A 20,972-nucleotide genomic window follows, 5' to 3' on the forward strand; every position below is an offset into this window, starting at 1 on the left:
CGGTGGGGCGCGGGCGATCTTGGGGCGGCCGACGCGACGACAAGGAGTGACCCATGCGAAGGTTCCTGGCCTACTACCGCCCCTGGGCCGGCCTCTTCTGGCTGGATTTCGGCTGCGCGGTCTTCGCGGGACTGCTCGAACTTGCCTTCCCGCTCGCGGTGCAAAGCTTCATCGACCGGCTGCTGCCTTCTGGCAACTGGGGGATCATCGCGCTGGCCACGGCGGCGCTGGCGCTGATCTACCTGCTGAATACCGCGCTGATGGCCGTGGTGACCTACTGGGGCCACATGCTGGGCATCAACATCGAAACCGAGATGCGCGCCCGGGCCTTCGCCCACCTGCAGAGGCTGTCGTTCTCCTTCTACGACAAGCAGCGCACCGGGCGGCTGGTGGCCCGCGTCACACGCGACCTGGAGGAGATCGGCGAGATCGCGCATCATGGCCCCGAGGATCTGTTCATCGCGGTCATGACCTTCGCGGGGGCCTTCGCGCTGATGCTGTGGATCAACGTGCCGCTGGCGCTGGTCTCCGCGGTGATCGTGCCCGCGATGACGGCCGTCACCGTGATCTACGGCAGCCGGATGACGCGCACCTGGCAGACGATCCTGGGGCGCGTGGCCGATTTCAACGTGAGGCTGGAAGAGAACGTGGGCGGCATGCGCGTGGTGCAGGCCTTTGCCAACGAACGCCACGAACAGACGCTTTTTGCCCGCGACAACGCGAATTACCGGCAGGCCAAGCTGGACGCCTATCGCGTCATGGCGGGGTCGGTGTCGCTGACCTACATGGGGATGCGCGCGGTGCAGGTGATCGTCATGGTCGTCGGTGCCTGGCTGGTGCTGCAGGGCGGGCTGACCGAAGGCGGATTCGTCGCCTTCTTGTTGCTCGTCGGCGTCCTGTTGCGCCCGGTGGAAAAGATCGCCGCGGTGATCGAGCTTTATCCCCGCGGGCTGGCCGGGTTTCGCCGCTACTGCGACCTTCTGGATACCGTGCCCGAGATCGCCGACCGCCCCGGCGCGCGCCCTGCGCCCGCCTTCCGCGGCGAGGTCGAGTTTGAAAATCTGCGCTTCGGCTACGACGAAGCGCGCCCGGTGCTGGATGGCATCACGGCGCGGATCGGGGCGGGCAAGACCGCGGCCTTCATCGGCCAGTCGGGGGCGGGCAAGAGCACGCTTCTCAGCCTCGTGCCGCGGTTCTACGAGGCCGCCGGCGGCGCCATCCGCATCGACGGCCACGACATCCGCGACCTGACGCTGGACTCGCTGCGCGCGCAGATCGGCATCGTTCAGCAGGACGTGTTCCTGTTCGGCGGCACGCTGGGCGACAACATCGCCTATGGCCGGATCGGCGCGACGCGGGACGAGATCGTCGCGGTCGCCGAGCAGGCCAGCCTCGGCCCGCTGATCGCCGCGCTTCCCGACGGGCTCGACACCATCGTGGGCGAACGCGGCGTGACGCTCTCGGGCGGGCAGAAGCAGCGGGTCGCCATCGCCCGCGCCTTTCTCAAGAACCCGCCGATCCTGATTCTGGACGAGGCGACCTCGGCGCTGGATACCGAAACCGAGCGTGCGATCCAGACCGCGCTGGACGCGCTGTCGAAGGACCGCACCACGCTGGTCATTGCCCACAGGCTGGACACCATCCGCGACGCCGACATGGTGTTCCGGCTGGAGGGTGGCGGGCTTGAACGCCTGAACGGGGCGCCGGTCGAACCGGCCCGCGTCTGGGCCTGACCTGCCCCTGGAATGACCGCGCGTCCCGCGCGCACCGACACCGAAAGGACCCCGCCCATGCTGCGTGCCCTGTTCCTGCCTCTGGCATTGCCTCTTGCGCTGCTGTCGGCGCCCCTCGCGGCGCAGGAGTTTCCGCTGACCATCGACCACCGCTTCGGGCAGACCGCGATCCCCGACCGTCCCGCGCGCGTCGCGACGCTGGACTACGCGGGCGCCGACGACCTTCTGGCGCTGGGCGTGCAGCCCGTGGCGCTGCGCTACTGGTATGGCGACCACCCCCGCGCGGTCTGGCCCTGGGCCGAGCCGCTGCTGGAAGGCGCGCCCGAGATCCTGCGCGGGCAAATCAATTTCGAACAGGTGGCGGCGGCAAAGCCGGACGTGATCATCGCGCTCTGGTCCGGCATCGACCGGGCGGCCTATGACCGGCTGTCGCAGATCGCCCCCGTCGTCGCGCCGCCCCGGGGTGTGGACCCCTTCGCGCTGCCCTGGGACGACCGGGCGATGATTGCCGGCCGCGCGGTGGGGCGCGAGGATCTGGCGCGCCGGAAGGTGGCCGAGATCGACGCGTTGTTCGACGCGGCCGCCGAGGATCACCCGCACTGGCAGGGGCTAACCGCCACAGTGGCCTACATGTGGGACGATCGGCCGGGCGTCTATGGATCGCAGGATATCCGGGCGCAGATCCTGTCGCGGCTGGGGTTCGAGACGCCCGCCGCGGTCGATGCCGGGGTGCCCGGTGGCGGCTTTTCGACCGACATCTCGGCCGAAAGCATCGGCCTGATGGAGGCCGACGTGATCCTGTGGTTCGCGACGGACGGGGATTTCTCGGGCGTCGAGGCCCTGCCGACGCGGCGGTTCCTCGAGGCCAATGACCGCGGCGACGAGATATTCGTCGACGCGCTGCTGGCGGGGGCCTTTTCGCATGCCTCGCTGCTCAGCCTGCCATATACGCTGGATCACCTCGTCCCGGCGCTGGAAGAGGTGCTGCCGGCCGCCGACTGACGGGATGGTCCGGGAAAGCGCGGGCAGGCTGGCGCCGTGCGGCAGGGGTCGCCGCGCCTGTCACAGCCTGTTGTCTTCCCGACCGGCCGCGCCCTGAACGTATCCAAGGGTCGCCTGTCCGCCATGGCGGTTGCGCCCGGCGGGCGCCGCGGGGCCCTGAGGGGCCCCGGCGCGGATCACATCGCGAAGGACGTGCCGCAGCCGCAGGACGAGGCGGCGTTGGGGTTATCGATGACGAACCGCGCGCCGATCAGCTCTTCGGTAAAGTCGATGGTGGCCCCGGCAAGGAAGGGCAGCGACACGCTGTCGACCAGCACCTTCTGTCCGTCCTTTTCGAGAACCAGGTCGTCGTCGGCGGGGGCGTCCAGCTTGATGTCGTACTGAAAGCCCGAGCAGCCGCCGCCTTCGACCGCGACGCGCAGCGCCTGGCCGTCGCCCGCGGCGTCGATTTCGGCCAGCCGCGCGAAGGCACGGTCGGTCACTTTGGGGGGAAGCGTCAAATCCATGGGGTTTCGCGTTTTCTCTGTGGCACGAGTTGAATATATGGGGCGCGAGACGAGGCGACAAGAACGGGCAGGACACATGTCGGCGCCATATGCATCGGACCCGGCGGCAAGCCGCGGACGGCTTCACCCGGAACGCGACAGCACGTTCCGGTCAGCCTTTCAGCGCGACCGCGACAGGATCATCCACGCCTCGGCCTTTCGGCGGTTGAAGCACAAGACACAGGTCTTCATCGAGCATGAGGGCGATTATTTCCGCACGCGCCTGACCCACTCGATCGAGGTGGCGCAGGTCGCACGCACCGTGGCCGGGGTGCTCGGGCTCAATACCGAGCTGGCCGAGGCCGTCGCGCTGGCGCATGACCTGGGCCATCCGCCCTTCGGTCACACCGGCGAGGATGCGCTGAAGGACCTGATGGAGCCCTATGGCGGCTTCGATCACAACGCGCAGGCGATCCGCATCGTCACCTCTCTGGAACGGCACTACGCCGACTGGGACGGGCTGAACCTCACGTGGGAAACGTTGGAAGGTATCGCCAAGCACAACGGCCCCGTTCCCGCGCCGGTGCCCTACGCGCTGGCCGACTACAACGCGCAGCAGGACCTCGAGCTCGACACCCACGCCTCGGCCGAGGCGCAGGTGGCGGCTCTTGCCGACGACATCGCCTACAACAACCATGACCTGCACGACGGTCTTCGGGCCGAGCTGTTTTCGACCGACGAACTAGCGCGGTTGCCGATCCTCGACCGCTGCTTTGCCGAGGTCGACCGGATCTGGCCCGACCTGAACTATTACCGCCGCCGGCACGAGGCGCTGCGCCGTTTCTTCGGCGTGCTGGTCGAAGACGTGATCGCGGAGGCGCGCACCCGGCTGGAGGATATCGCGCCCGACAGCGCCGACGCGATCCGCCGCGCCGGACGGCCCGTGGCCCGGTTCTCGCCAGAGGTGTGGGAGCAGCTGCAGGTGACGCGCCGGTTCCTCTTCGACCGCATGTACCGCGCGCCCTCGGTGGTCGAGATGCGGGTGCTGGTGACCGAGATCGTGCGCGATCTGTTCCCTCTTTTCATGGAACGGCCCGATCTTCTGCCGAAGCAGTGGCGCAAGGATGTCGAGCAGGTCGAGAGCGAACGTGACATGGCCCGCATCGTGGCCGACTACATCGCCGGGATGACCGACCGCTTCGCGATCCAGACCCACGCCCGTTATTTCCGGGGCGGCGACACCCATCCGTCGCTGACCACCGCGCCCTGATCCCCGGGCGCCGGTCCCGGCCGTGGCCGGGCCGGTTCGCCGTCGGCCCCCCGGGGGCCGTGCACCGAACACGGTCGGACGCGCGCGACTGAGGCGACACGAGAGGGGCGCGGGCGCCCCTGCCGCCGGGCGCGCCGTCTGACCGGGGCGCATTGCGGCGCGGGGGGGGCAATACCCCGCGCCGCGCAGGGGTGGGCCTGGTCGCGGCGGCGGGCGTCGCGTCCATGGCGCAGAATCGTGCGTCGGCCCTTGCCGACCCCCCGTCGCGCCCCAAGTCACGCGAAATTGCTGCGCGGGCTGCGCTGCAGCATACCCTGTTACGGAAGGACCGGGATGGAAGAGAGTATCGCCGCCGGGGGGCTTGACCCCATCTCTGCCTTCGCCCTCGTGGGGGCGATCGGCGTGGGCGCGCAATGGCTAGCATGGCGGCTGCGGATGCCAGCCATCGTTCTGATGCTTGTCGCGGGTATCCTGATCGGTCCGGTCAGTGGCATCTTCGATCCCGACCGCGACATCGGCCCGCTCTACGAACCGATGATTTCGCTCGCCGTCGCGGTGATCCTGTTCGAGGGTGGCCTGACGCTCAGCCTCAATACCCTGCGCGATGCGGCGGAGGGGGTGAAACGTCTGGTCTTCATCGGCGCGCCTTTGGGCTGGCTGCTGTCGGCCCTGGCGTTGCACTATGCCGCTGGCCTCGGCTGGGAAAGCTCTGCCGTTCTGGGCGGCATCATGATCGTCACCGGGCCCACGGTGATCGCGCCGCTCTTGCGTACCTCGCGGCTGGCGCGCCGGCCCGCCGCCTTGCTGCAGTGGGAGGCGATCGTCAACGATCCGCTGGGGGCGTTGGCCGCGATCGCCGCCTTCGAGGTCATCGTGGTGCTGCGCACAGCGACCGACTGGGGCGGCGCGTTCTTCGAGCTGGCCACAGGGGGGCTGGTCGCGGTGGTTCTTGGCGCCGTGGGCGGCTATGGCCTGTCCTGGGCGCTGCGGCGGGCCAAGGTGCCGGAGTACATGAAGGTGCCGGTGCTCTTCGTCGTGATCCTCGCCGTCTTCGCGGCCTCGGACGCGGTGCTGCACGAAAGCGGTCTTCTGGCCGTGACCATCATGGGCATCGTTCTCGCAAACGCCAACCTGCCGTCCTACGAAGAGATGCGCCGTTTCAAGGAGCACGCGACGATCCTGCTGGTCTCGGGCGTGTTCATCCTGCTGGCCGCCAGCGTCGATTTCACTGCGCTGGGGCAGCTGAACTGGCGCGCCGCGGTGTTTGTCGCAGCCGTGGTCCTGCTGGCGCGTCCGCTGACCGTCTACGGCGCGCTGGCCTCGACCAAGCTGCCGTGGAAGGAACGGACGCTGATCGCCTTCACCGCGCCGCGCGGCGTGGTCCTGGTGGCCGTGGCGGGGCTGTTCGGCGAGCGTCTGATGGCCCTCGGGATCGACGACGCGGTGCTGATCGGTCCGCTGGCCTTCGTGCTGGTGGCGGTCACGGTCATCATCCACGGCTTCACCCTTGCCCCCGTGGCGCGCGCGCTGGGGCTCACGGCGGCCGAAACGCCGGGCGTGCTGATCGTCGGCGGATCGCGCCTGACCGTGGCGCTGGCCGAGGCGCTGAAGGAAAACAAGGTGCCGGTGCTGCTTACCGACCCCAACCGGACCAGCCTGCGCGCTGCGCGCGAGGCAGGCATCCCCACTTTCTTCGGCGATATCCTGAGCGAGGCGGCCGAGCACAGGGTGGAGATCCTGAACTACCGCACCGCGCTGGCCGCCACCAACAACGACGCCTACAACACGCTCGTCGCTACCGACCTCGCGCCCGAGTTCGGCCGCGAGTTCGTCTACCAGACCGCCCGCGAAAAGGCCGAACATGTGCGCCATGCCTTGCCGGCGTCGCTTGGGGGGCGACCTTTCGGCGACAAGTCTACCTACAACATGCTGAACCAGCGGATGTGGCAGGGGTGGGAGTTCCGCGTCACCGGCCTGACCGACGAGTTCACGCTGACCCGCTATCGCGACCAGCGCCCCGAGGCCGTGATCATGGCGCAGATAACCAAGGACGGGCAGTTCCAGTTCGTCACCGACGACGAAGAGCTGCGCGTGCCCGCCGGTGCCAGCGTCGTCGCGCTGATTCCGCCGGCCGAGCTGGAAAAGATCGACGCGCCGCGCAAGGGGGGCGGGCAGGGGGAGCCCACCGGTGGAGGGCCCGGCCCGACCTCGACGGCCAAACCGGCGGCGGCGCTGCCGAAGTAGCGGGCTCGCCCGCGGGCGGAGGGGCACCAACCGGCGCTCCGTCCGTTCCCGGGGGCGGGCTGGTCGGCCTCGCAGGTTGCAAGGGCCGTCAAAGTTTGGGCTGGCCCCGGGAAAGCGGTGCCGTGAAGGCCCTGCTTTCCCGGGTTGGTTCGGCGCTCGTCGGCCGCGCCGTTCAGGTCGTCGTGCTGTCCCGTCGGATCAGGCGACCGGGCTTAGCCGCGCCAGGGCTTCGACCCGGGCGAGCGCGGCGCCGCTGTCGATGCTCTCGCGGGCGATCTCCACCCCTGTGCGCAGGTCCGCCGCGCGGCCCGCGATGATCAGCGCCGCGGCGGCGTTCAGCAGCACGGCGTCGCGATAGCCGCCGGCCTCGCCGTTCAGAAGCGCCCGGAACGCCGCTCCGTTCTCCGCCGGGGTACCGCCCAGGATCGCCTCGAAGGGGTGCTGCGGCAGGCCGGCATCCTCGGGCGCGATTTCCCTCATCTCGACATGTCCATCCGCCAGCGCCGCCACGGCCGTGGGGCCCGCGATCGAAATCTCGTCGGTCCCGTCCGAGCCATGGACGATCCACGCAACCTCGGAGCCGAGCTGCCCCAGCGTTTCGGCCATTGGCCGGATCACCTCGGTCGAAAAGGCGCCGGTCAGCTGCCGGGTCACGCCGGCGGGGTTGGTCAGCGGCCCGAGGATGTTGAAGATCGTCCGGGTCCCCAGCTCGGACCGCGGGCCCATCACGTGCTTGGTCGCGGGGTGGTGCATCGGCGCCATCATGAAGCCGATGCCGACCTCGGCCAGCGCCCGCTCGACGACCTCGGGGCCGACCATCACCTCGACACCCATCTGGGTCAGCGCATCCGCGGCGCCGGATTTCGAGCTGAGGTTGCGGTTGCCGTGCTTTGCAACCGGGACACCCGCGCCCGCCACGACGAAGGCGGTGGCGGTCGAGATGTTGAGCGTGCCCTTGCCGTCGCCGCCCGTGCCGACGATGTCGATGGCGCCCTTGGGCGCGCGCACGGGGCGGCACTTGGACCGCATCACCGCGGCGGCGGCGGCGTATTCGTCGACCGTCTCGCCGCGCGTGCGCAGCGCCATCAGGAACCCGCCGATCTGCGCCGGCGTCGCGCCGCCGTCGAAAAGGATGCCAAAGGCGGTTTCTGCCTCGTCCCGGACCAGCGGGCGTTGCGCGGCGGCGTCGATCAGCGGCTTCAGTCCATCGCTCATGCCGGCACCGCCAGCTTGTCCAGGAAGTTGCGGATCAGCTGGTGGCCGTGCTGCGAGGCGATGCTTTCGGGGTGGAACTGCACCCCGTGAATGGGAAGTGTGCGGTGGCTGAGCCCCATGATCGTGCCGTCCTCCAGGTCCGCGGTGATCTCGAGCGTGTCGGGCAGACTCTCGCGCTCGACCGTCAGCGAGTGGTAGCGCGTCGCGGCGAAGGGCGAGGGCAGGTCGCCGAACACGCCGCCGCCCTGGTGCCGGACCATGCCGATCTTGCCATGTACCTGCTCGCGGGCCCGCACCACGCGCCCTCCGAAGACCTGTCCGATGGCCTGATGCCCGAGGCAGACGCCGAAAAGCGGCATCCCCGTTTCGGCGGCGGCCTCGATCAGGGCGCAGCAGATGCCGGCGCGGTCGGGATCGCAGGGGCCGGGCGACAGCACGATCGCCTCGGGCCGCATGGCCATCGCCGCCTGCACGTCGATGGCATCGTTGCGCCGCACCTCGACGCGGGCCCCGAGCTCACCCAGGTAGTGAACGAGGTTGTAGGTGAAGCTGTCGTAGTTATCGATAAGCAGGAGCATGCCGCGGCGGTCCTTCGCGTAGCTTGGGGGGTGAACCCCGGGGCGGGTCGCGGTATAGATGAAGAACGGGCCGGGCGGCGTCAAGACGGCCGACCTGTCAGGCCCTGCGGCCGACATACGGGCCTTGCACCATCCGCGGCCGGTCGGATAGCGAACCTGCAGGCAACAGGGGGCCGCCGCCGGACGGGACCGGGGCGGACTTGAACGGACGGAGCATCTGGTGGGCCGAGGTTTCCTTGCGGGGATGATGTGGGGCTGCGTCGTTGCGGCGGGCATGGTGGTTCTGGTCGCCGGGCTGACGCCTGAGCGCGAGGCGCCGGGCACTGCCGCCGCGCCGCAGGCGGGCACGGCCGAGGTGCCGCCCGGCACCGGGTTTACCGAAGGGCTGGCCGACCGGGAGCCCGTGCTGCCCGAGGGCGACACCGCCCCCGCGACGGCCGACGCGCCGCGACTGCCGCAGCCGATGCCCGAGCCGCGGCCCGACGCCGCCACCTCCGACAGTCCCGCCGCCGTCCCGCAGATCGCCGGAGCCGACACCGACCTGTCGGAGCCGCCGGACGCGCCGCAGGGGCCCGAGGCAGGGGCGCCCTCGACCCCCGATGTCGCCCCCGATGCCGCGCCGGCGCCGCGTCGTCCCGAACGCGCCGAGCGGCCCGCGTCCGAGGCCGGGGCGCCGCCGGTGTCCGATGGCCCGGCGGCGCCGCCCGTGCAGGCGCCGCGCCTTCAATCCGCCGCCCGCGCGCCGACATCCCCGAACGCGTCGGACGAGCCCGCGCCGACGTCGCCCTCGGGCGGGGATCAACCCACCGATTTCGCCGCCCTGACCCCGCCCGAGGCCGGGCGCGCGCTGGATGCCCCGGTGACAGAGGACGCGCCCGGGGCGCCCGATGCCGGCCCCGCGGCCGCCGTCCCGACGGCGCCGCGCCCCGGCGCGATCGACGCCTCTCCCGGATCCGTGCCCAACGCCGACGCCCCGGCCGACAATTTGTTGAGCGGAACCGCGACCCCTTCAGCGCCGCAGCGGCAGGACACGCCCGGTACCCCGGCGCGGCCCCCGTCCGAAGGCCCCGCGGCGCCGCGTGCGCCGGAGGCCCCTGCTGATGTCCCAGCGGACGCGTCGCCACCCGCAGGCGGCGATGACGGCCCGCGGGCGCAAAGCGAGCGCACTGCGTCGGCCGCGGCGACGGAGGCCCTTTCGGCGCCTCTGCGCCCCGGTCGCGCCGGGGACGAGGCCCGGCTGCCGGACAGCGCCACGCCATCGGCGCCGTCCGCGCCGACGCTTGCGCCCGACCTTCCGTCGGACGCCGACGCCCCGGACGCGGAGGCCGAGGCGGGCCTCGCGTCCGCCAGCCCCGCGGACGAGGCCGCGCGCGGACCGCGTGTCGATTTCGGTGGAGCGGGCGCGGGGCCCGAGGCGCCCTCGGGCGAGGTGCCGCCGGGCGTCGACGGTCCGCCCGCGCCGGCCGCGCCGGGACCGGAACTGCTGGCCGAGACACAGATCCCCGCCAATCCCGACAGCGAAGGCCCCGCCGCGCCCCGCGCGCCAGCGCCCGAGACGCCGCTGTCGGACCTGCCCGCGGGACTGGCGCCGACGATCGAGGCCGGCGCCGACGCTGCGCCGATCCGCGTGGGCGAAGCCCCTGAGGCGCCGCCACTCGTCCCCGGCGTGGGCGGCGGCGGACCGGCCCTGTCGGCGCCCGACATGGCCGAGTTCGAGGCCGGTGCGACCGAGGCCGGGCCCTCCGGCCCGCAGGAGGGCACTGTCGAGGCTGGTGACGCGCTCGACCGCTATGCCGCCGAGTTCGCCGCGCCCGGGGATCAGCCGCTGGTGGCGGTGCTGCTGCTGGACGAAGGCGGCCCGCTGCCCGATCTCGACATGCCCGTGACGCTGGTGATCGACGCGCAATCGGCCGATGCCGCCGGGCGCGCGGCCGCCTTCCGTGCCATGGGGCAGGAGGTCATGGTGACGCCGGCCTTCCCCGACAGCGCGGGGGGCGCGGGCGCCGCGCTTGCCGCTGCGCGACGGGCGGTGCCCGAGGCCGTCGCCGTATTCGACCCGCCGACGGCCACCGCCTATCCGGCCCGTCGTGACATGCTGGAGGAGATGCTGGACGGGATCGACGTCGCCGGCCTCGGGTATGTCAGCGGCGCGCGGGGGCTCGATTCGGCGTTGCGGCTGGCGCGCGGCCTCGGGGTTCCGGCTGCGACTGTCTATCGCGACATCGACGGCGAGGGGCAGACCCAGGCCGCGGTCAAACGCTTCCTCGACCAGGCGGCGTTCCGCGCCCGGCAGGAGGAGGCGCTGATCCTGATCGGCCGCACCCGCCCCGAGACGATCTCGGGCTTGCAGGAGTGGGTCGATGGAAGCCGCGCGCAACGTGTCACCCTGTCCCCCGTCTCGGCTGTGCTGCGCGCCCTGCGCTGATCCCGGTCGCAGGGCGCCCCTCGGGGCGGCGCAGGGCCGCCGTTGCGCCCCCGGTGGCGACGTGCAGCCCGGGGGCAGGCGGCCCGCTGCGGCAGTGCGGTTGCCCGCCTAGTGGTGTCGCGCGGTGAAAAAGCGCGGACAGGCCCCGCTGAACCTGGGGGCAATGAGGCCCGGCTTGGCCACGCCTTCGCACCCTGGCGTCGGGGTCGGAGCCGGCGCCCGCATGAGGCAGCGGCAGACTGCCCAAAAGGGCGCAATGACAGGTGGCAACGGGCCCGCGGTTGCCACGCCGGTCTAACAGCCCGCCGGCGTGCCGCGAGGCAAGCGATCCGTTGACCGGGCCCGACGCCGTGTCCCGATCTAGGTTTGGGGGAGTGGGGCAGCCACACTCGACCAGGCCACCCGCCAGTGCGGCCGACTATCCGGGGGCGCGCAAGAGACCTCGCCCCAGCCGGGGAGGCTGGGCTCGGCATGAAGATGCGTGGCAGGGAAGAGGTTGGGGCACAAAAAAACGGCCCCGGAAAGGGCCGCTTTTATCGGGTCGCCAAGGGGCGCGTCGGATCAGGCGTTGCCCTCGGACGAGCCCTGCGGGCCTTCGCCGCGGGGCGGGCCGCTGCGGCCGCCCTGGTTGTTGGCGTTCAGCGGATCGTCACGACGCTGGACCGAGCCTTCGAAATGGGCGCCGGATTCGATCGCGATGGTCTTGTGGATGATGTCGCCCTCGACCCGGGCGGTCGAGGTCAGGCGAACCTTCAGCCCGCGAACCCGACCCACGACGCGTCCGTTGACCACGACGTCGTCGGCCATCACCTCTCCCTTGATCGTGGCGCCTTCGCCGACGGTCAGCAGGTGGGCGCGGATGTCGCCCTCGACCGTGCCTTCGATCTGGATGTCGCCGGTGGTCTTGAGGTTGCCCTTGATCGTCAGGTCAGAGGACAGGACGGATGCGGGCGGCTTCGCCTTCGGCGCGGAAGACGGGGCGAAATCGGTCGAGGTCTTGGGCGCGGGCGCGGCACCCTCGGCGGGCCCCCGCGGCGTCACGCCCTCGCCACCCTGCTTCGGGCCGGGCTCGTTGATCTTGCTCTTAGAAAACATCTTTCGCAGCCTTGATATAGGTCATCGGATTGACCGGCTTGCCGCCGACGCGCACTTCGTAGTGCAGGTGAGTGCCGGTCGACCGGCCGGAATTTCCCATATCACCGATCCGGTCACCGCGCGAGACCCTTTGCCCGACTTTGACTCGAATCTTCGACTGGTGGGCGTAGCGGGTTTCGATGCCGAACTCGTGCTCGATCTTCACCAGCCGGCCATAGCCCGACATCGTACCGGCATAGGTCACGACACCATCGGCGGTGGCGTAGATCGGGGTGCCATAGGCGGCGGCGAAGTCGGTGCCTTCGTGCATCCGTCCCCAGCGCTGGCCGAACCCGCTGGTAAAGCGGAACGAATCCTTGAGCGGCACGTCGAACGGCGCCTTCTGCGCGGCGATCCGGTACAGGTTCATCTCGTCGAGCTTTTCCAGGATGCCGTTGGCGCGGGCGCTGTCGGCGGCTGCCGCCATCCCCTTGGTCGACACCGTCAGGGGCGTCAGCGGGCCACCCTGCCCGGAATAGCCGCGGCGCACGCTGTCGAGCAGGCTGTCGGTCGAAAGCCCCGCCGAAGAGAACATCTTGTCCAGCGGCTTGACCGAGATCGTCAGCGCATCCTCGAGCTTGGTGAAGATCTCGTCGTTGCGTTCCTGCTGCAGGCGCGCATCCAGGATCAATTCCTCGGCAAAGGCCTCGGCCTCGGCCGCTTCGTCGGCCATCACGTCGCGCTCTTCGGCGGTGTCGCCGAGGGCCGCGGCGAGATAGTCGACGGTGCTTTCGTAATCGGCCAGCTTCTGCGCCTCGGTCAGGCCGGCGTCCTGCGTGCCCTCGATCTCGGTCGTCAGGGCTTGCACCTCGCCGCGCGCGGCGTCGCGTTCGGTCATGGTGCGGCGCAGGGTGGTCTGGATCACCTCGATCCCGGTCTCAAGTTCACGCCGCCGCGTTTCGGACGACAGGAGCGAGGATTGCATCTGCGACACCTGCGTCAGCGCCGCGTTGAAGCGGTCGATGGCTTCCGACGCTTCCTCGGCCCGGGCGTCGCGTTCCTGCGACAGCGCGTTCAGCCGCTGTTCGTAGAGCGCCTGTTCGCGCTTGGCCTGGTCGCGGACATTGCCGGACCCGATCGAATCCATCAGGATGATCGAGGTCGCGATGATCGACCAGCCTACGACAAGCGCGCTGCCCGAAAGGCCGATAAGCTGGGTGACAGGAGACAATCTGACGAAGCGGGTTTCGGTGTCGGACCGAAGGAAGAGACGCTGTTCGGGGAACGCGCGCCCCAGCATCGCGTTCAGCTTTACTCCCATCAATGACGTCACGTGTTCGGCCCCGCTTCTGCCCCGGATCACATAGGTGTGGCCCGCGCCGAAGGGTGCGAAGCCTTACAGGTGCATACCGGCAGGGTGCCCGCGGGGCAACAATCGTCAGGAAATCCCGTGGCTTGACCGGCGCGAAGGCGCCGTTGTCGGCGGAATCCCGCCGATTTCTGTGCCGGTCTGGAACCTTTGTCCTTTGTTTTCCTGACTGCGCGTTTCGCGATCAGAGCTCTTGCACCGCCGCCAAAACCTCGTCGACATGTCCGTCGACCTTCACCTTGCGCCAGATCCGGGCGATGGTCCCGTCGGGGGCGATCAGGAAGGTCGCGCGCTCGATCCCCATCGAGGTGCGCCCGTACATGGTCTTTTCGACCCAGACGCCGTAGCGCTCGGCGACGTCGCCATCGGCATCGGACAGAAGCGTCACGCCCAGCCCGTACTTGTCCCGGAATTTCTCGTGCTTTGCGACGGTATCCTTGGAGACACCCAGCACCGTGGCACCCGCGGCGGCGAAATTCCCCGCACGGTCTGTAAAGCCGATGGCCTCTTTCGTGCAGCCCGGGGTATCGTCGCGCGGATAGAAATAAAGGACGACCGGGCGGCCGGCGAAATCGGCCAGCGCCACGGTCTCGCCACCATCGCGCGGCAGGGAGACTTCGGGGGCGGGATCACCTGTTTCGAGCATGGGTCTCTTTCCATAACGTGAAGCGGAACGGCTTGGAGTTTAGGTCGCTCCGGGGCACAGGATAGGGGCGCGGGACGGAAAAACCGCAGCGGGGCGCCCGGCGACGTCGGCCCCGCCGGGCGATCCGGGTCGAGCGGCCGTGGCGCAGGGGCGCCGCTTCGCAGGTGGGCGATCCCCTGCGGGGCAGGCAGAGGGGTGCAATGGGGTCAGCAAGAAGGACACGTGTGTGAGCGACGACGGCGCAACGCGGGCGACCGGGGCGGAGGAAGGGGCAGACCTTCGCAGGGCCGGGCCGGACCGTGCCGATGCGCTCCCGCTCCAGTCGCCAGGGGCGCGGCGCCGCGGGCGCCGGGGCGGCTGGGCGCGCCTTCTGGGGCTTTGGAGCCTGCTGATCCTTCTGATCCTTGCAATCCTCCTTGGGATCGCCGCGCTGGCCCTGATCGACCGGCGCCTGACGCTGCCCGATTTCGTCACCGACCGGATCGAGGCGCGGGTGAACGCGGGGCTGGCCGGCCCCGAGGTCGCGATCGGGCGGATCGAGGTCTATGTCGACCGCGGCGGCGTGCCCCGGGTGGCGCTGCGCGACGCGATCCTGCGCGATGCGGGCGGGGCGCAACTGGCCGATCTGTCCGAGATCGGCGCGACGCTGTCGGGCCGGGCCTTGCTGTCGGGCGACGTGCAGCTGCGCCGCCTGCGGATCGCCGGGGCCCATGCCACGCTGCGACGTACCGCGGACGGGCAGTTCCTGCTGTCCCTCGGCGGCGGCGGGCAAAGCTTCAACGGCCTCGGCCCGCTGCTCGACGGGGTCGATGCGGCCTTTGCCCAGCCGCTGCTGGCGGCGCTCGACCGTATCAGCGCCACCGACCTCGCCGTCACGCTGGAGGACGCGCGCACCGCGCGGGTGTGGCAGATCTCGGGTGACATGCAGGTGCGCCGCGGGGCCGAGGGCCTGACGATCACGCTTGAGGCGGCGCTGTTCAACGGCACCGACGACGCGGCCGAGGCGGGGCTGGTGGTTCTGACCTCCGCCGCCAGCGGCGCGGCCCAGATCGCGGCGCGTGTCGACGACGTTCCCGCCCGCGACATCGCGCTGCAATCCCCCGCGCTGGCGTTTCTCGAGGTGCTCGACGCCCCGATTTCGGCCCGCTTCCGCACCGATATCGGCGAAGATGCCGCGACGGATGCGTTTCACGGCGCGCTGACCATCGGCGCGGGCGCCCTACGCCCCACCGCGGGGGCCGAGCCGGTGCCCTTCGACAGCGCCTATACTGCCTTCGACTTCGATCCCGCCCGCGACCGCCTGACCCTTCAGGATCTGAGCGTGACCTCGCAGATGGCCGCCTTCACCGCCACCGGGCACGCGGACCTGGGCGAAACCGGTGCCGATGGATGGCCCGCGGCGCTGGTGGCGCAACTGTCGCTGGGGCCCGCGCGGGCGCGGATCGACGAAATCTTCGGTCAGCCCGTGGCCTTTGCCGGTGGCGCCGCCGACCTGCGCGTGCGCCGGGCGCCGTTCTCGGTCGAGATCGGGCAGCTGGTGCTGCGCGACGACGCGGGCCGCGACCTGCGCGCCCGCGGGCGCATCACCGCGCAGGACGACGGGTGGGAGGCGGCGATCGATGCCACCGCCGCCGCGATGCCGGTCGAGCGGGTGACCGCGCTCTGGCCCGTGCCACTCGCCTCGAAGACGCGGCAGTGGCTGACCGAGCGGATCACCGCCGGCACGGTAGAGGACGTCGATGCCGCGGTGCGCCTGTCGCCCGGAGGCACGCGGCGCATGGCGCTGGATTTCGGGTTCCGCGACGCCGCGGTGCGCTACATGCCCGACATGCCGCCACTGACCGGCGGGGCGGGCTATGTCACCATCGCCGAGGATCGCTTTACCCTCGTGCTGGACGAGGGGGAGGTCGCGCCCGAAACCGGCGGCGTCGTGCAGATGGGCGGGTCGGTCATGGTGATACCGGACATGCGCGAAAAGCCCGCGCTGGGTGAGTTCACGCTGACCCCCGAGGGCGACCTGACCGCGATGCTCGAGATCCTCGATCGCAAGCCCATCGACCTTTTCAAGTCAGGACCGCCGCCCGATCTGGGTCACGGCCGGGTCGCGGCCGAGGTCGCCTTTTCAACCCGTATGAAGAAAGGCGTCCGTCCCGAGGAGGTGACATGGCAGGCGCAGGGCGAGATCACCGGCTTCACCTCGGACACGCTGGTCGACGGTCGGCGGATCGAGGCGCCGCGCGCCACCCTCTCGGCAGACCGGCAGATGGTGAGCGTCGCCGGGGCCGGGACGCTGGAGGGCGTTCCGCTCGACATCAGGTGGCAGCGCGCTGTCGAGGGCAATACCGCCGGCGCCAGCACGGTCACGGGGCAGGTCGAGCTCTCCGCCGACAGCGCGTCGCGGCTGGGTATCGCGTTGCCGCAGGGGCTGATCCGGGGCCGTGGCACCGGGCAGATCCGGGTGGATCTTGCAAAGGACACGGCGCCGAGCCTGCGCCTGACCTCGGACCTGGCGGGCGTCGGGCTGGGGCTCGACGCGCTCGGCTGGGCCAAGTCGCCCGGCGCGGCGGGCGCGCTGTCGGTCGAGGCGACGCTGGGCGCCACGCCCAGTGTCGAGAGGCTCGAGGTGTCGGGCGGCGGCCTGCGGGCCACGGGCGGCGTCACGCTGCGGCCGGGCGGCGGGCTGGAGGCCGCGCGGTTCGACCGCGTGGTGATCGGCGACTGGCTGGATGCGCCGGTGACCCTGCAGGGCCGCGGCGCGGGTGTGCCGCCCGCCATCGCCGTGCGCGGCGGCCGCTTCGACCTGCGCGCCGCGCCGTTCGGTGACAGCAATGGCGGCGGGGCCAGGGGGGGAAGCTCCCAAAATGATGGCGGACGGGGTCCGGTCGACCTTGCGCTCGACCGGGCGCAGATCACCGGTGGCATCGCGCTGACGCAGGTGCGCGGGCGCATCGCCGAAGGGCAGGCGCTAAGCGGCGTGCTGGACGGGCGGCTGAACGGCGGCGTGCCGGTGCGCGCCACGCTTGCGGGGGCGGCGGGCGGCGTCTCGGTCCGCGTCGAATCGCCCGACGCGGGCGGAGCGGTGCGTGACGCGGGGTTCCTGCAGAACCTGCGCGGCGGGCGGCTCGACCTGATGCTGAACCCCGCGGGGGCGCCGGGCAGCTTCGACGGCACGCTCAAGGTCACCGACACCCGGCTGGTCAACGCGCCGACCGCGGCCGAGATCATCTCGGCCATATCCGTGGTCGGCCTGATCGAGCAGCTTGAGGGGCAGGGCATCGTCTTCGACGAGGTCACGGCCGAGTTCCGCCTCAGCCCCGACCGCCTGACCCTTTACCGGTCGAGCGCGGTCGGCGCGTCGCTTGGCATCTCGCTCGACGGGGTCTATGACCTCGCCTCCAAGCGGCTGAACATGCAGGGCGTCGTGTCCCCCATCTACCTCATCAACCGGATCGGATCGGTCCTGACGCGGCGGGGCGAGGGACTTCTGGGCGTGAACTTCAAGGTCTACGGCCCTGCCTCGGGTCCCGGCGTTTCGGTCAATCCGCTGTCGCTTTTCACCCCGGGGATGTTCCGCGAGATATTCCGCAGGCCCGCCCCCCAGCGCCCGGAGACCATGACGCAGTGAAGCTTTCCGAATTCGATTTCGACCTGCCCGAGACGCTGATCGCCACACGGCCCGCGCGGCCGCGCAGCTCGGCCCGGCTGCTGGTCGCCGACGGGCCGCGCACGCAGGACGCGCGGGTGGGCGATCTGCCCGACTGGCTGCGCCCCGGCGACAGGCTGGTACTGAACGACACCCGCGTCATCCCCGCGCGCCTGTCGGGCATCCGCCGCCGCAGCGGCGAGGCGGGCGAGACGGAGGCGCGCATCGAGGTCACCCTGCTCGAACCCCTGGCCGAGGGCTGGCGCGCCCTGCTGAAACCCCTGAAGAAGGTGCGCGACGGCGAGGTCATCACCTTTCGCGGGGGGCTGAGCGCCCGCGTGGCATCGCGCGCCGAGGGCACGGCGACGCTGGTCTTCGACCGCGGCGGCGCGGATTTCGACGCCGCGCTGGACGCGGCGGGCGACATGCCTCTGCCGCCCTACATCGCCGGGCGGCGCGCCGCCGACGCCGCCGACCGCGAGGATTACCAGACCGTCTGGGCCCGGCACGCGGGCGCGGTGGCCGCCCCGACCGCGTCGCTGCATTTCGACGCCCCGCTGCTTGACCGGATCCGCGCGCGGGGCGTCGCGATCACCTATGTCACGCTGCACGTGGGGGCGGGCACTTTTCTGCCGGTGAAGGTCGAGGACATCGCCGATCACAAGATGCATGCCGAGCGGGGCGAGGTCACGCAGGCCGCGGCCGACGATATCAACGCCACCAAGGCCGCGGGCGGGCGGATCATCCCCGTGGGGACCACCGCGCTGCGCCTGATCGAAAGCGCGGCCGCGGGCCACGGTCGGATCGCGCCGTGGCAGGGCGACACCGACATCTTCATCACGCCGGGCTTCCGCTTTGCGTTGACCGACGCGCTGATGACGAATTTCCACCTGCCGAAATCGACGCTGATGATGCTGGTCTCGGCCCTGATGGGCGCCGAGCGCATCCGCGAGATCTATGCCCACGCGATTTGCGAAGAATACCGTTTCTTCTCTTACGGCGACGCCTCTCTTCTGATACCCGCCGCGACAGGCGACCGGGGCTAGGCCCCGCACCGCGCCGCCGTGGTCGGGCCCAGGCCCGGGCGCGGCGCGTGGCTTTGGCAAGACAGGCGGGTACGGCATGATTCAGGTTCTCAGAAGCGCTTGGCCGCTGTTGCTGGGCATCGGGCTCTTGATGGTGGGCAACGGCCTGCAGGGCACGCTTCTGGGCGTGCGCGGCGGCATCGAGGGCTTTGCGACCTGGGAGATGTCGATCGTGATGTCGGCCTACTTCCTGGGCTTTCTGGGCGGATCGCGGCTGACGCCGGAGCTGATCCGCCGGGTGGGGCACGTGCGGGTCTTCGCCGCGCTGGGGTCGTTCATCTCTGCGGTGCTTATCCTCTATCCCACGATTACCGAGGCCTGGGCCTGGGCGCTGCTGCGCGTGATCATCGGGTTCTGCTTCTCGGGCGTCTACGTCACCGCCGAAAGCTGGCTGAACAACGCCGCCACCAACGAAAACCGCGGGCAGGCGCTGTCGCTCTACATGATCGTCCAGATGGCGGGCGTGGTGACGGCGCAGGGCATCCTGGTGCTGGGCGACCCCTCGGGCTTCATCCTGTTCATCGTGCCGTCGGTGCTGGTGTCGATCTCCTTCGCTCCGATCCTTCTGTCGGTGAACCCGACGCCCGCCTTCGGGACCACGAAACCGATGAGCCTGATCCAGCTCTACCGATATTCGCCGCTGGGCGTGGTGGGGATGACCCTGATGGGCGGCGTGTTCTCGGCGCAGTTCGGCATGGCGTCGGTCTATGCCACGCAGATCGGGCTGTCGGTGGGCGAAATCTCGCTCTTCATCTCGCTGATGTATATCGGCGGCCTGTCGTTCCAGTATCCCATCGGCTGGCTGTCGGACCGCTTCGATCGCCGGATGCTGGTGATGTATGCCGCCGTCATCGGCGGGATCGCGGCGGTGCTGGGCACCGTGCTGGGGCATTATTTCGGGGTGCTGCTGCTGGTGGCGTTCCTGGTGGGGGGCATGTCCAACCCGCTCTATTCCCTGCTTATCGCCTACACCAACGACTATCTCGAGCATGACGACATGGCCGCGGCGTCGGGCGGGCTGATGTTCGTCAACGGGCTGGGGGCCATCATCGGTCCCATCGTCACCGGCTGGATGATGGGCGCCATCGGGCCGCGCGGGTTCTGGTTGTTCATCGCCGTGCTGATGGGCGCCACCAGTCTTTACGCGCTCTACCGCATGACCCAGCGGGCCGCGCCCTCGTCCGACGAGACGGATCGCTACGTGCCGGTTCTGCCGACCTCCAGCCCCGTCGCGCTGAGTGTGGCGCAGGAATGGGCCGTCGAAAGCGCCGAGACGGCGGAAAGTGCCGACGAGCAACACAACGCCGCGTCTTCGGCCGCCTGAGGGTTGCGGGAGCCCGGGAAACTTGCCACCGTCGCCCGAACCGGAACGCGCACAGGGAGCGACGGCGATGACGGTAAAGCCCGAGGAGGTGTTGTCCTTCTGGCTCGACGAGGTCGAGCAGAAGGACTGGTACGTGCAGAACGACGCGCTGGACGCCACCATCCGCGACAGGTTCGACGCGGCATGGTCCAAGGCGGGCGAGGGCGGGTATTCGCTGTGGCTGACCTATGCCTCGGGCACGCTGGCCTACATCATCCTGACCGACCAGTTCCCGCGCAACATGTTCCGCGGTGACGCCCGCGCCTTTTCGACCGACATCGCCGCGCTGGCGGCGTCGAAGATGGCGATCGCCCGCGGCTGGGACATGGAGATCGACGAACCGGCGCGCCAGTTCTTCTACCTGCCGCTCATGCATTCCGAAAGCCTGTGCGACCAGGACCGCTGCGTGCGGCTGATGGCCACGCGGATGCCGCAGACCGGGGCCGAGAACCTGCGCCATGCCAAGGCGCACCGCGAGATCATCCGCCGCTTCGGCCGCTTTCCCTATCGCAACGACGCGCTGGGTCGCCACACGCCCGAGGCCGAGCGTGCGTTCCTGGCCGATGGCGGCTACGCGAAGGTTCTGAACGGGCTGCCCGAGGCCGCCTGAGCGACAGGCCGGCCCGGCAGCTTTCCCGGCATCCGCGGCAGGCCCCGTGACCGGGCGTGCGCGGGCGGCCTGCCGCCGGTTCTGCCCGGTTTTCCTGCCGCGCGACTTTCGTCCTGCGAGGATTCGTCTTGCAAGGGCAGGGGGCGCCTCATAGAAGGACGCCTGATTTATCGACCGCCGCGTGACGCGGCGCGAACCCGTTTTGACACCCGTATCCCCGCCCGCGCGGG

The 20,972-nt window shown here is 70.4% G+C and carries 15 protein-coding genes; 9 read left to right on the forward strand and 6 right to left on the reverse strand.

Going from position 1 to position 20,972, the window contains the following annotated elements; all coding sequences use genetic code 11:
• Window positions 1–53: 53 nt before the first annotated feature.
• Window positions 54–1,733, forward strand: a complete 1,680-nt coding sequence (locus EKE94_RS01735) for an ABC transporter ATP-binding protein (RefSeq protein WP_127904874.1) — start codon at window positions 54–56, stop codon at window positions 1,731–1,733.
• 57 nt (window positions 1,734–1,790) lie between these two features.
• Window positions 1,791–2,735 carry an ABC transporter substrate-binding protein gene (locus EKE94_RS01740; RefSeq protein ID WP_127904875.1) on the forward strand — a complete coding sequence of 315 codons (945 nt, stop codon included), beginning with the start codon at window positions 1,791–1,793 and terminating at the stop codon, window positions 2,733–2,735.
• A 176-nt stretch (window positions 2,736–2,911) separates the two neighbouring features.
• Here the strand turns inward: EKE94_RS01740 and EKE94_RS01745 are convergent, their stop codons facing one another.
• Window positions 2,912–3,235: a HesB/IscA family protein gene (locus tag EKE94_RS01745; protein WP_127905436.1), complete on the reverse strand. Its 324-nt coding sequence runs from the start codon at window positions 3,233–3,235 to the stop codon at window positions 2,912–2,914.
• An 82-nt stretch (window positions 3,236–3,317) separates the two neighbouring features.
• On the opposite strand from EKE94_RS01745, the gene EKE94_RS01750 reads away from it, so the two are divergent.
• Together EKE94_RS01750 and EKE94_RS01755 are read left to right on the forward strand one after the other, a co-directional pair.
• The gene (locus tag EKE94_RS01750) at window positions 3,318–4,490 is read left to right on the forward strand and encodes a deoxyguanosinetriphosphate triphosphohydrolase (RefSeq protein WP_127904876.1); all 1,173 of its coding nucleotides are present in this window, start codon (window positions 3,318–3,320) and stop codon (window positions 4,488–4,490) included.
• Between the two features lie 333 nt (window positions 4,491–4,823).
• A complete protein-coding gene (locus tag EKE94_RS01755; protein ID WP_127904877.1) occupies window positions 4,824–6,734 on the forward strand; it encodes a cation:proton antiporter in 1,911 nt (636 codons plus the stop codon).
• Between the two features lie 198 nt (window positions 6,735–6,932).
• Here EKE94_RS01755 and trpD read toward each other — a convergent pair whose 3' ends face one another.
• The gene (trpD, locus tag EKE94_RS01760) at window positions 6,933–7,949 is read right to left on the reverse strand and encodes an anthranilate phosphoribosyltransferase (protein ID WP_127904878.1); all 1,017 of its coding nucleotides are present in this window, start codon (window positions 7,947–7,949) and stop codon (window positions 6,933–6,935) included.
• Window positions 7,946–8,527 carry an anthranilate synthase component II gene (locus EKE94_RS01765; RefSeq protein WP_127904879.1) on the reverse strand — a complete coding sequence of 194 codons (582 nt, stop codon included), beginning with the start codon at window positions 8,525–8,527 and terminating at the stop codon, window positions 7,946–7,948. The genes trpD and EKE94_RS01765 overlap by 4 nt, the downstream gene beginning before the upstream one ends.
• Window positions 8,528–8,747: 220 nt before the next feature.
• Between EKE94_RS01765 and EKE94_RS01770 the strand changes: the two genes are divergently transcribed.
• A complete protein-coding gene (locus EKE94_RS01770; protein WP_127904880.1) occupies window positions 8,748–10,952 on the forward strand; it encodes a divergent polysaccharide deacetylase family protein in 2,205 nt (734 codons plus the stop codon).
• 561 nt (window positions 10,953–11,513) lie between these two features.
• Here the strand turns inward: EKE94_RS01770 and EKE94_RS01775 are convergent.
• The 3 genes from EKE94_RS01775 to bcp form a co-directional block, all read right to left on the reverse strand.
• Window positions 11,514–12,047: a bactofilin family protein gene (locus tag EKE94_RS01775; RefSeq protein WP_127904881.1), complete on the reverse strand. Its 534-nt coding sequence runs from the start codon at window positions 12,045–12,047 to the stop codon at window positions 11,514–11,516.
• Window positions 12,037–13,347: a M23 family metallopeptidase gene (locus EKE94_RS01780; protein WP_127904882.1), complete on the reverse strand. Its 1,311-nt coding sequence runs from the start codon at window positions 13,345–13,347 to the stop codon at window positions 12,037–12,039. Before EKE94_RS01780 ends, EKE94_RS01775 begins: the two co-directional genes overlap by 11 nt.
• 232 nt (window positions 13,348–13,579) lie before the next feature.
• Window positions 13,580–14,041, reverse strand: a complete 462-nt coding sequence (gene bcp, locus EKE94_RS01785) for a thioredoxin-dependent thiol peroxidase (protein WP_127904883.1) — start codon at window positions 14,039–14,041, stop codon at window positions 13,580–13,582.
• Between the two features lie 226 nt (window positions 14,042–14,267).
• On the opposite strand from bcp, the gene EKE94_RS01790 reads away from it, so the two are divergent.
• The 4 genes from EKE94_RS01790 to EKE94_RS01805 all read left to right on the forward strand — a co-directional run bounded on the left by EKE94_RS01790 (window position 14,268) and on the right by EKE94_RS01805 (window position 20,742).
• The gene (locus EKE94_RS01790) at window positions 14,268–17,666 is read left to right on the forward strand and encodes a YhdP family protein (RefSeq protein WP_127904884.1); all 3,399 of its coding nucleotides are present in this window, start codon (window positions 14,268–14,270) and stop codon (window positions 17,664–17,666) included.
• Window positions 17,663–18,730, forward strand: a complete 1,068-nt coding sequence (gene queA / locus EKE94_RS01795) for a tRNA preQ1(34) S-adenosylmethionine ribosyltransferase-isomerase QueA (protein WP_127904885.1) — start codon at window positions 17,663–17,665, stop codon at window positions 18,728–18,730. The genes EKE94_RS01790 and queA overlap by 4 nt, the downstream gene beginning before the upstream one ends.
• 76 nt (window positions 18,731–18,806) lie before the next feature.
• Entirely contained in the window at window positions 18,807–20,093 is a 1,287-nt protein-coding gene (locus tag EKE94_RS01800; protein ID WP_127904886.1) for an MFS transporter, read from the forward strand.
• A gap of 67 nt (window positions 20,094–20,160) precedes the next feature.
• On the forward strand, window positions 20,161–20,742 hold the full coding sequence (locus EKE94_RS01805; RefSeq protein WP_127904887.1) for a DUF924 family protein: 582 nt from the start codon (window positions 20,161–20,163) through the stop codon (window positions 20,740–20,742).
• The last annotated feature ends 230 nt before the right edge of the window (window positions 20,743–20,972 follow it).

The organism is Mesobaculum littorinae (assembly GCF_004011175.1).
Lineage (GTDB): Bacteria > Pseudomonadota > Alphaproteobacteria > Rhodobacterales > Rhodobacteraceae > Tranquillimonas > Tranquillimonas littorinae.

What these genes read in the sequence shown, in the direction of transcription:
- EKE94_RS01735 (WP_127904874.1), top strand. Translation starts at nt 54, where the DNA reads ATGCGAAGGTTCCTGGCCTACTACCGCCCCTGGGCCGGCCTCTTCTGG.
- EKE94_RS01740 (WP_127904875.1), top strand. Translation starts at nt 1,791, where the DNA reads ATGCTGCGTGCCCTGTTCCTGCCTCTGGCATTGCCTCTTGCGCTGCTG.
- EKE94_RS01750 (WP_127904876.1), top strand. Translation starts at nt 3,318, where the DNA reads ATGTCGGCGCCATATGCATCGGACCCGGCGGCAAGCCGCGGACGGCTT.
- EKE94_RS01755 (WP_127904877.1), top strand. Translation starts at nt 4,824, where the DNA reads ATGGAAGAGAGTATCGCCGCCGGGGGGCTTGACCCCATCTCTGCCTTC.
- trpD (WP_127904878.1), bottom strand. Translation starts at nt 7,949, where the DNA reads ATGAGCGATGGACTGAAGCCGCTGATCGACGCCGCCGCGCAACGCCCG.
- EKE94_RS01765 (WP_127904879.1), bottom strand. Translation starts at nt 8,527, where the DNA reads ATGCTCCTGCTTATCGATAACTACGACAGCTTCACCTACAACCTCGTT.
- EKE94_RS01775 (WP_127904881.1), bottom strand. Translation starts at nt 12,047, where the DNA reads ATGTTTTCTAAGAGCAAGATCAACGAGCCCGGCCCGAAGCAGGGTGGC.
- EKE94_RS01780 (WP_127904882.1), bottom strand. Translation starts at nt 13,347, where the DNA reads ATGGGAGTAAAGCTGAACGCGATGCTGGGGCGCGCGTTCCCCGAACAG.
- bcp (WP_127904883.1), bottom strand. Translation starts at nt 14,041, where the DNA reads ATGCTCGAAACAGGTGATCCCGCCCCCGAAGTCTCCCTGCCGCGCGAT.
- EKE94_RS01800 (WP_127904886.1), top strand. Translation starts at nt 18,807, where the DNA reads ATGATTCAGGTTCTCAGAAGCGCTTGGCCGCTGTTGCTGGGCATCGGG.
- EKE94_RS01805 (WP_127904887.1), top strand. Translation starts at nt 20,161, where the DNA reads ATGACGGTAAAGCCCGAGGAGGTGTTGTCCTTCTGGCTCGACGAGGTC.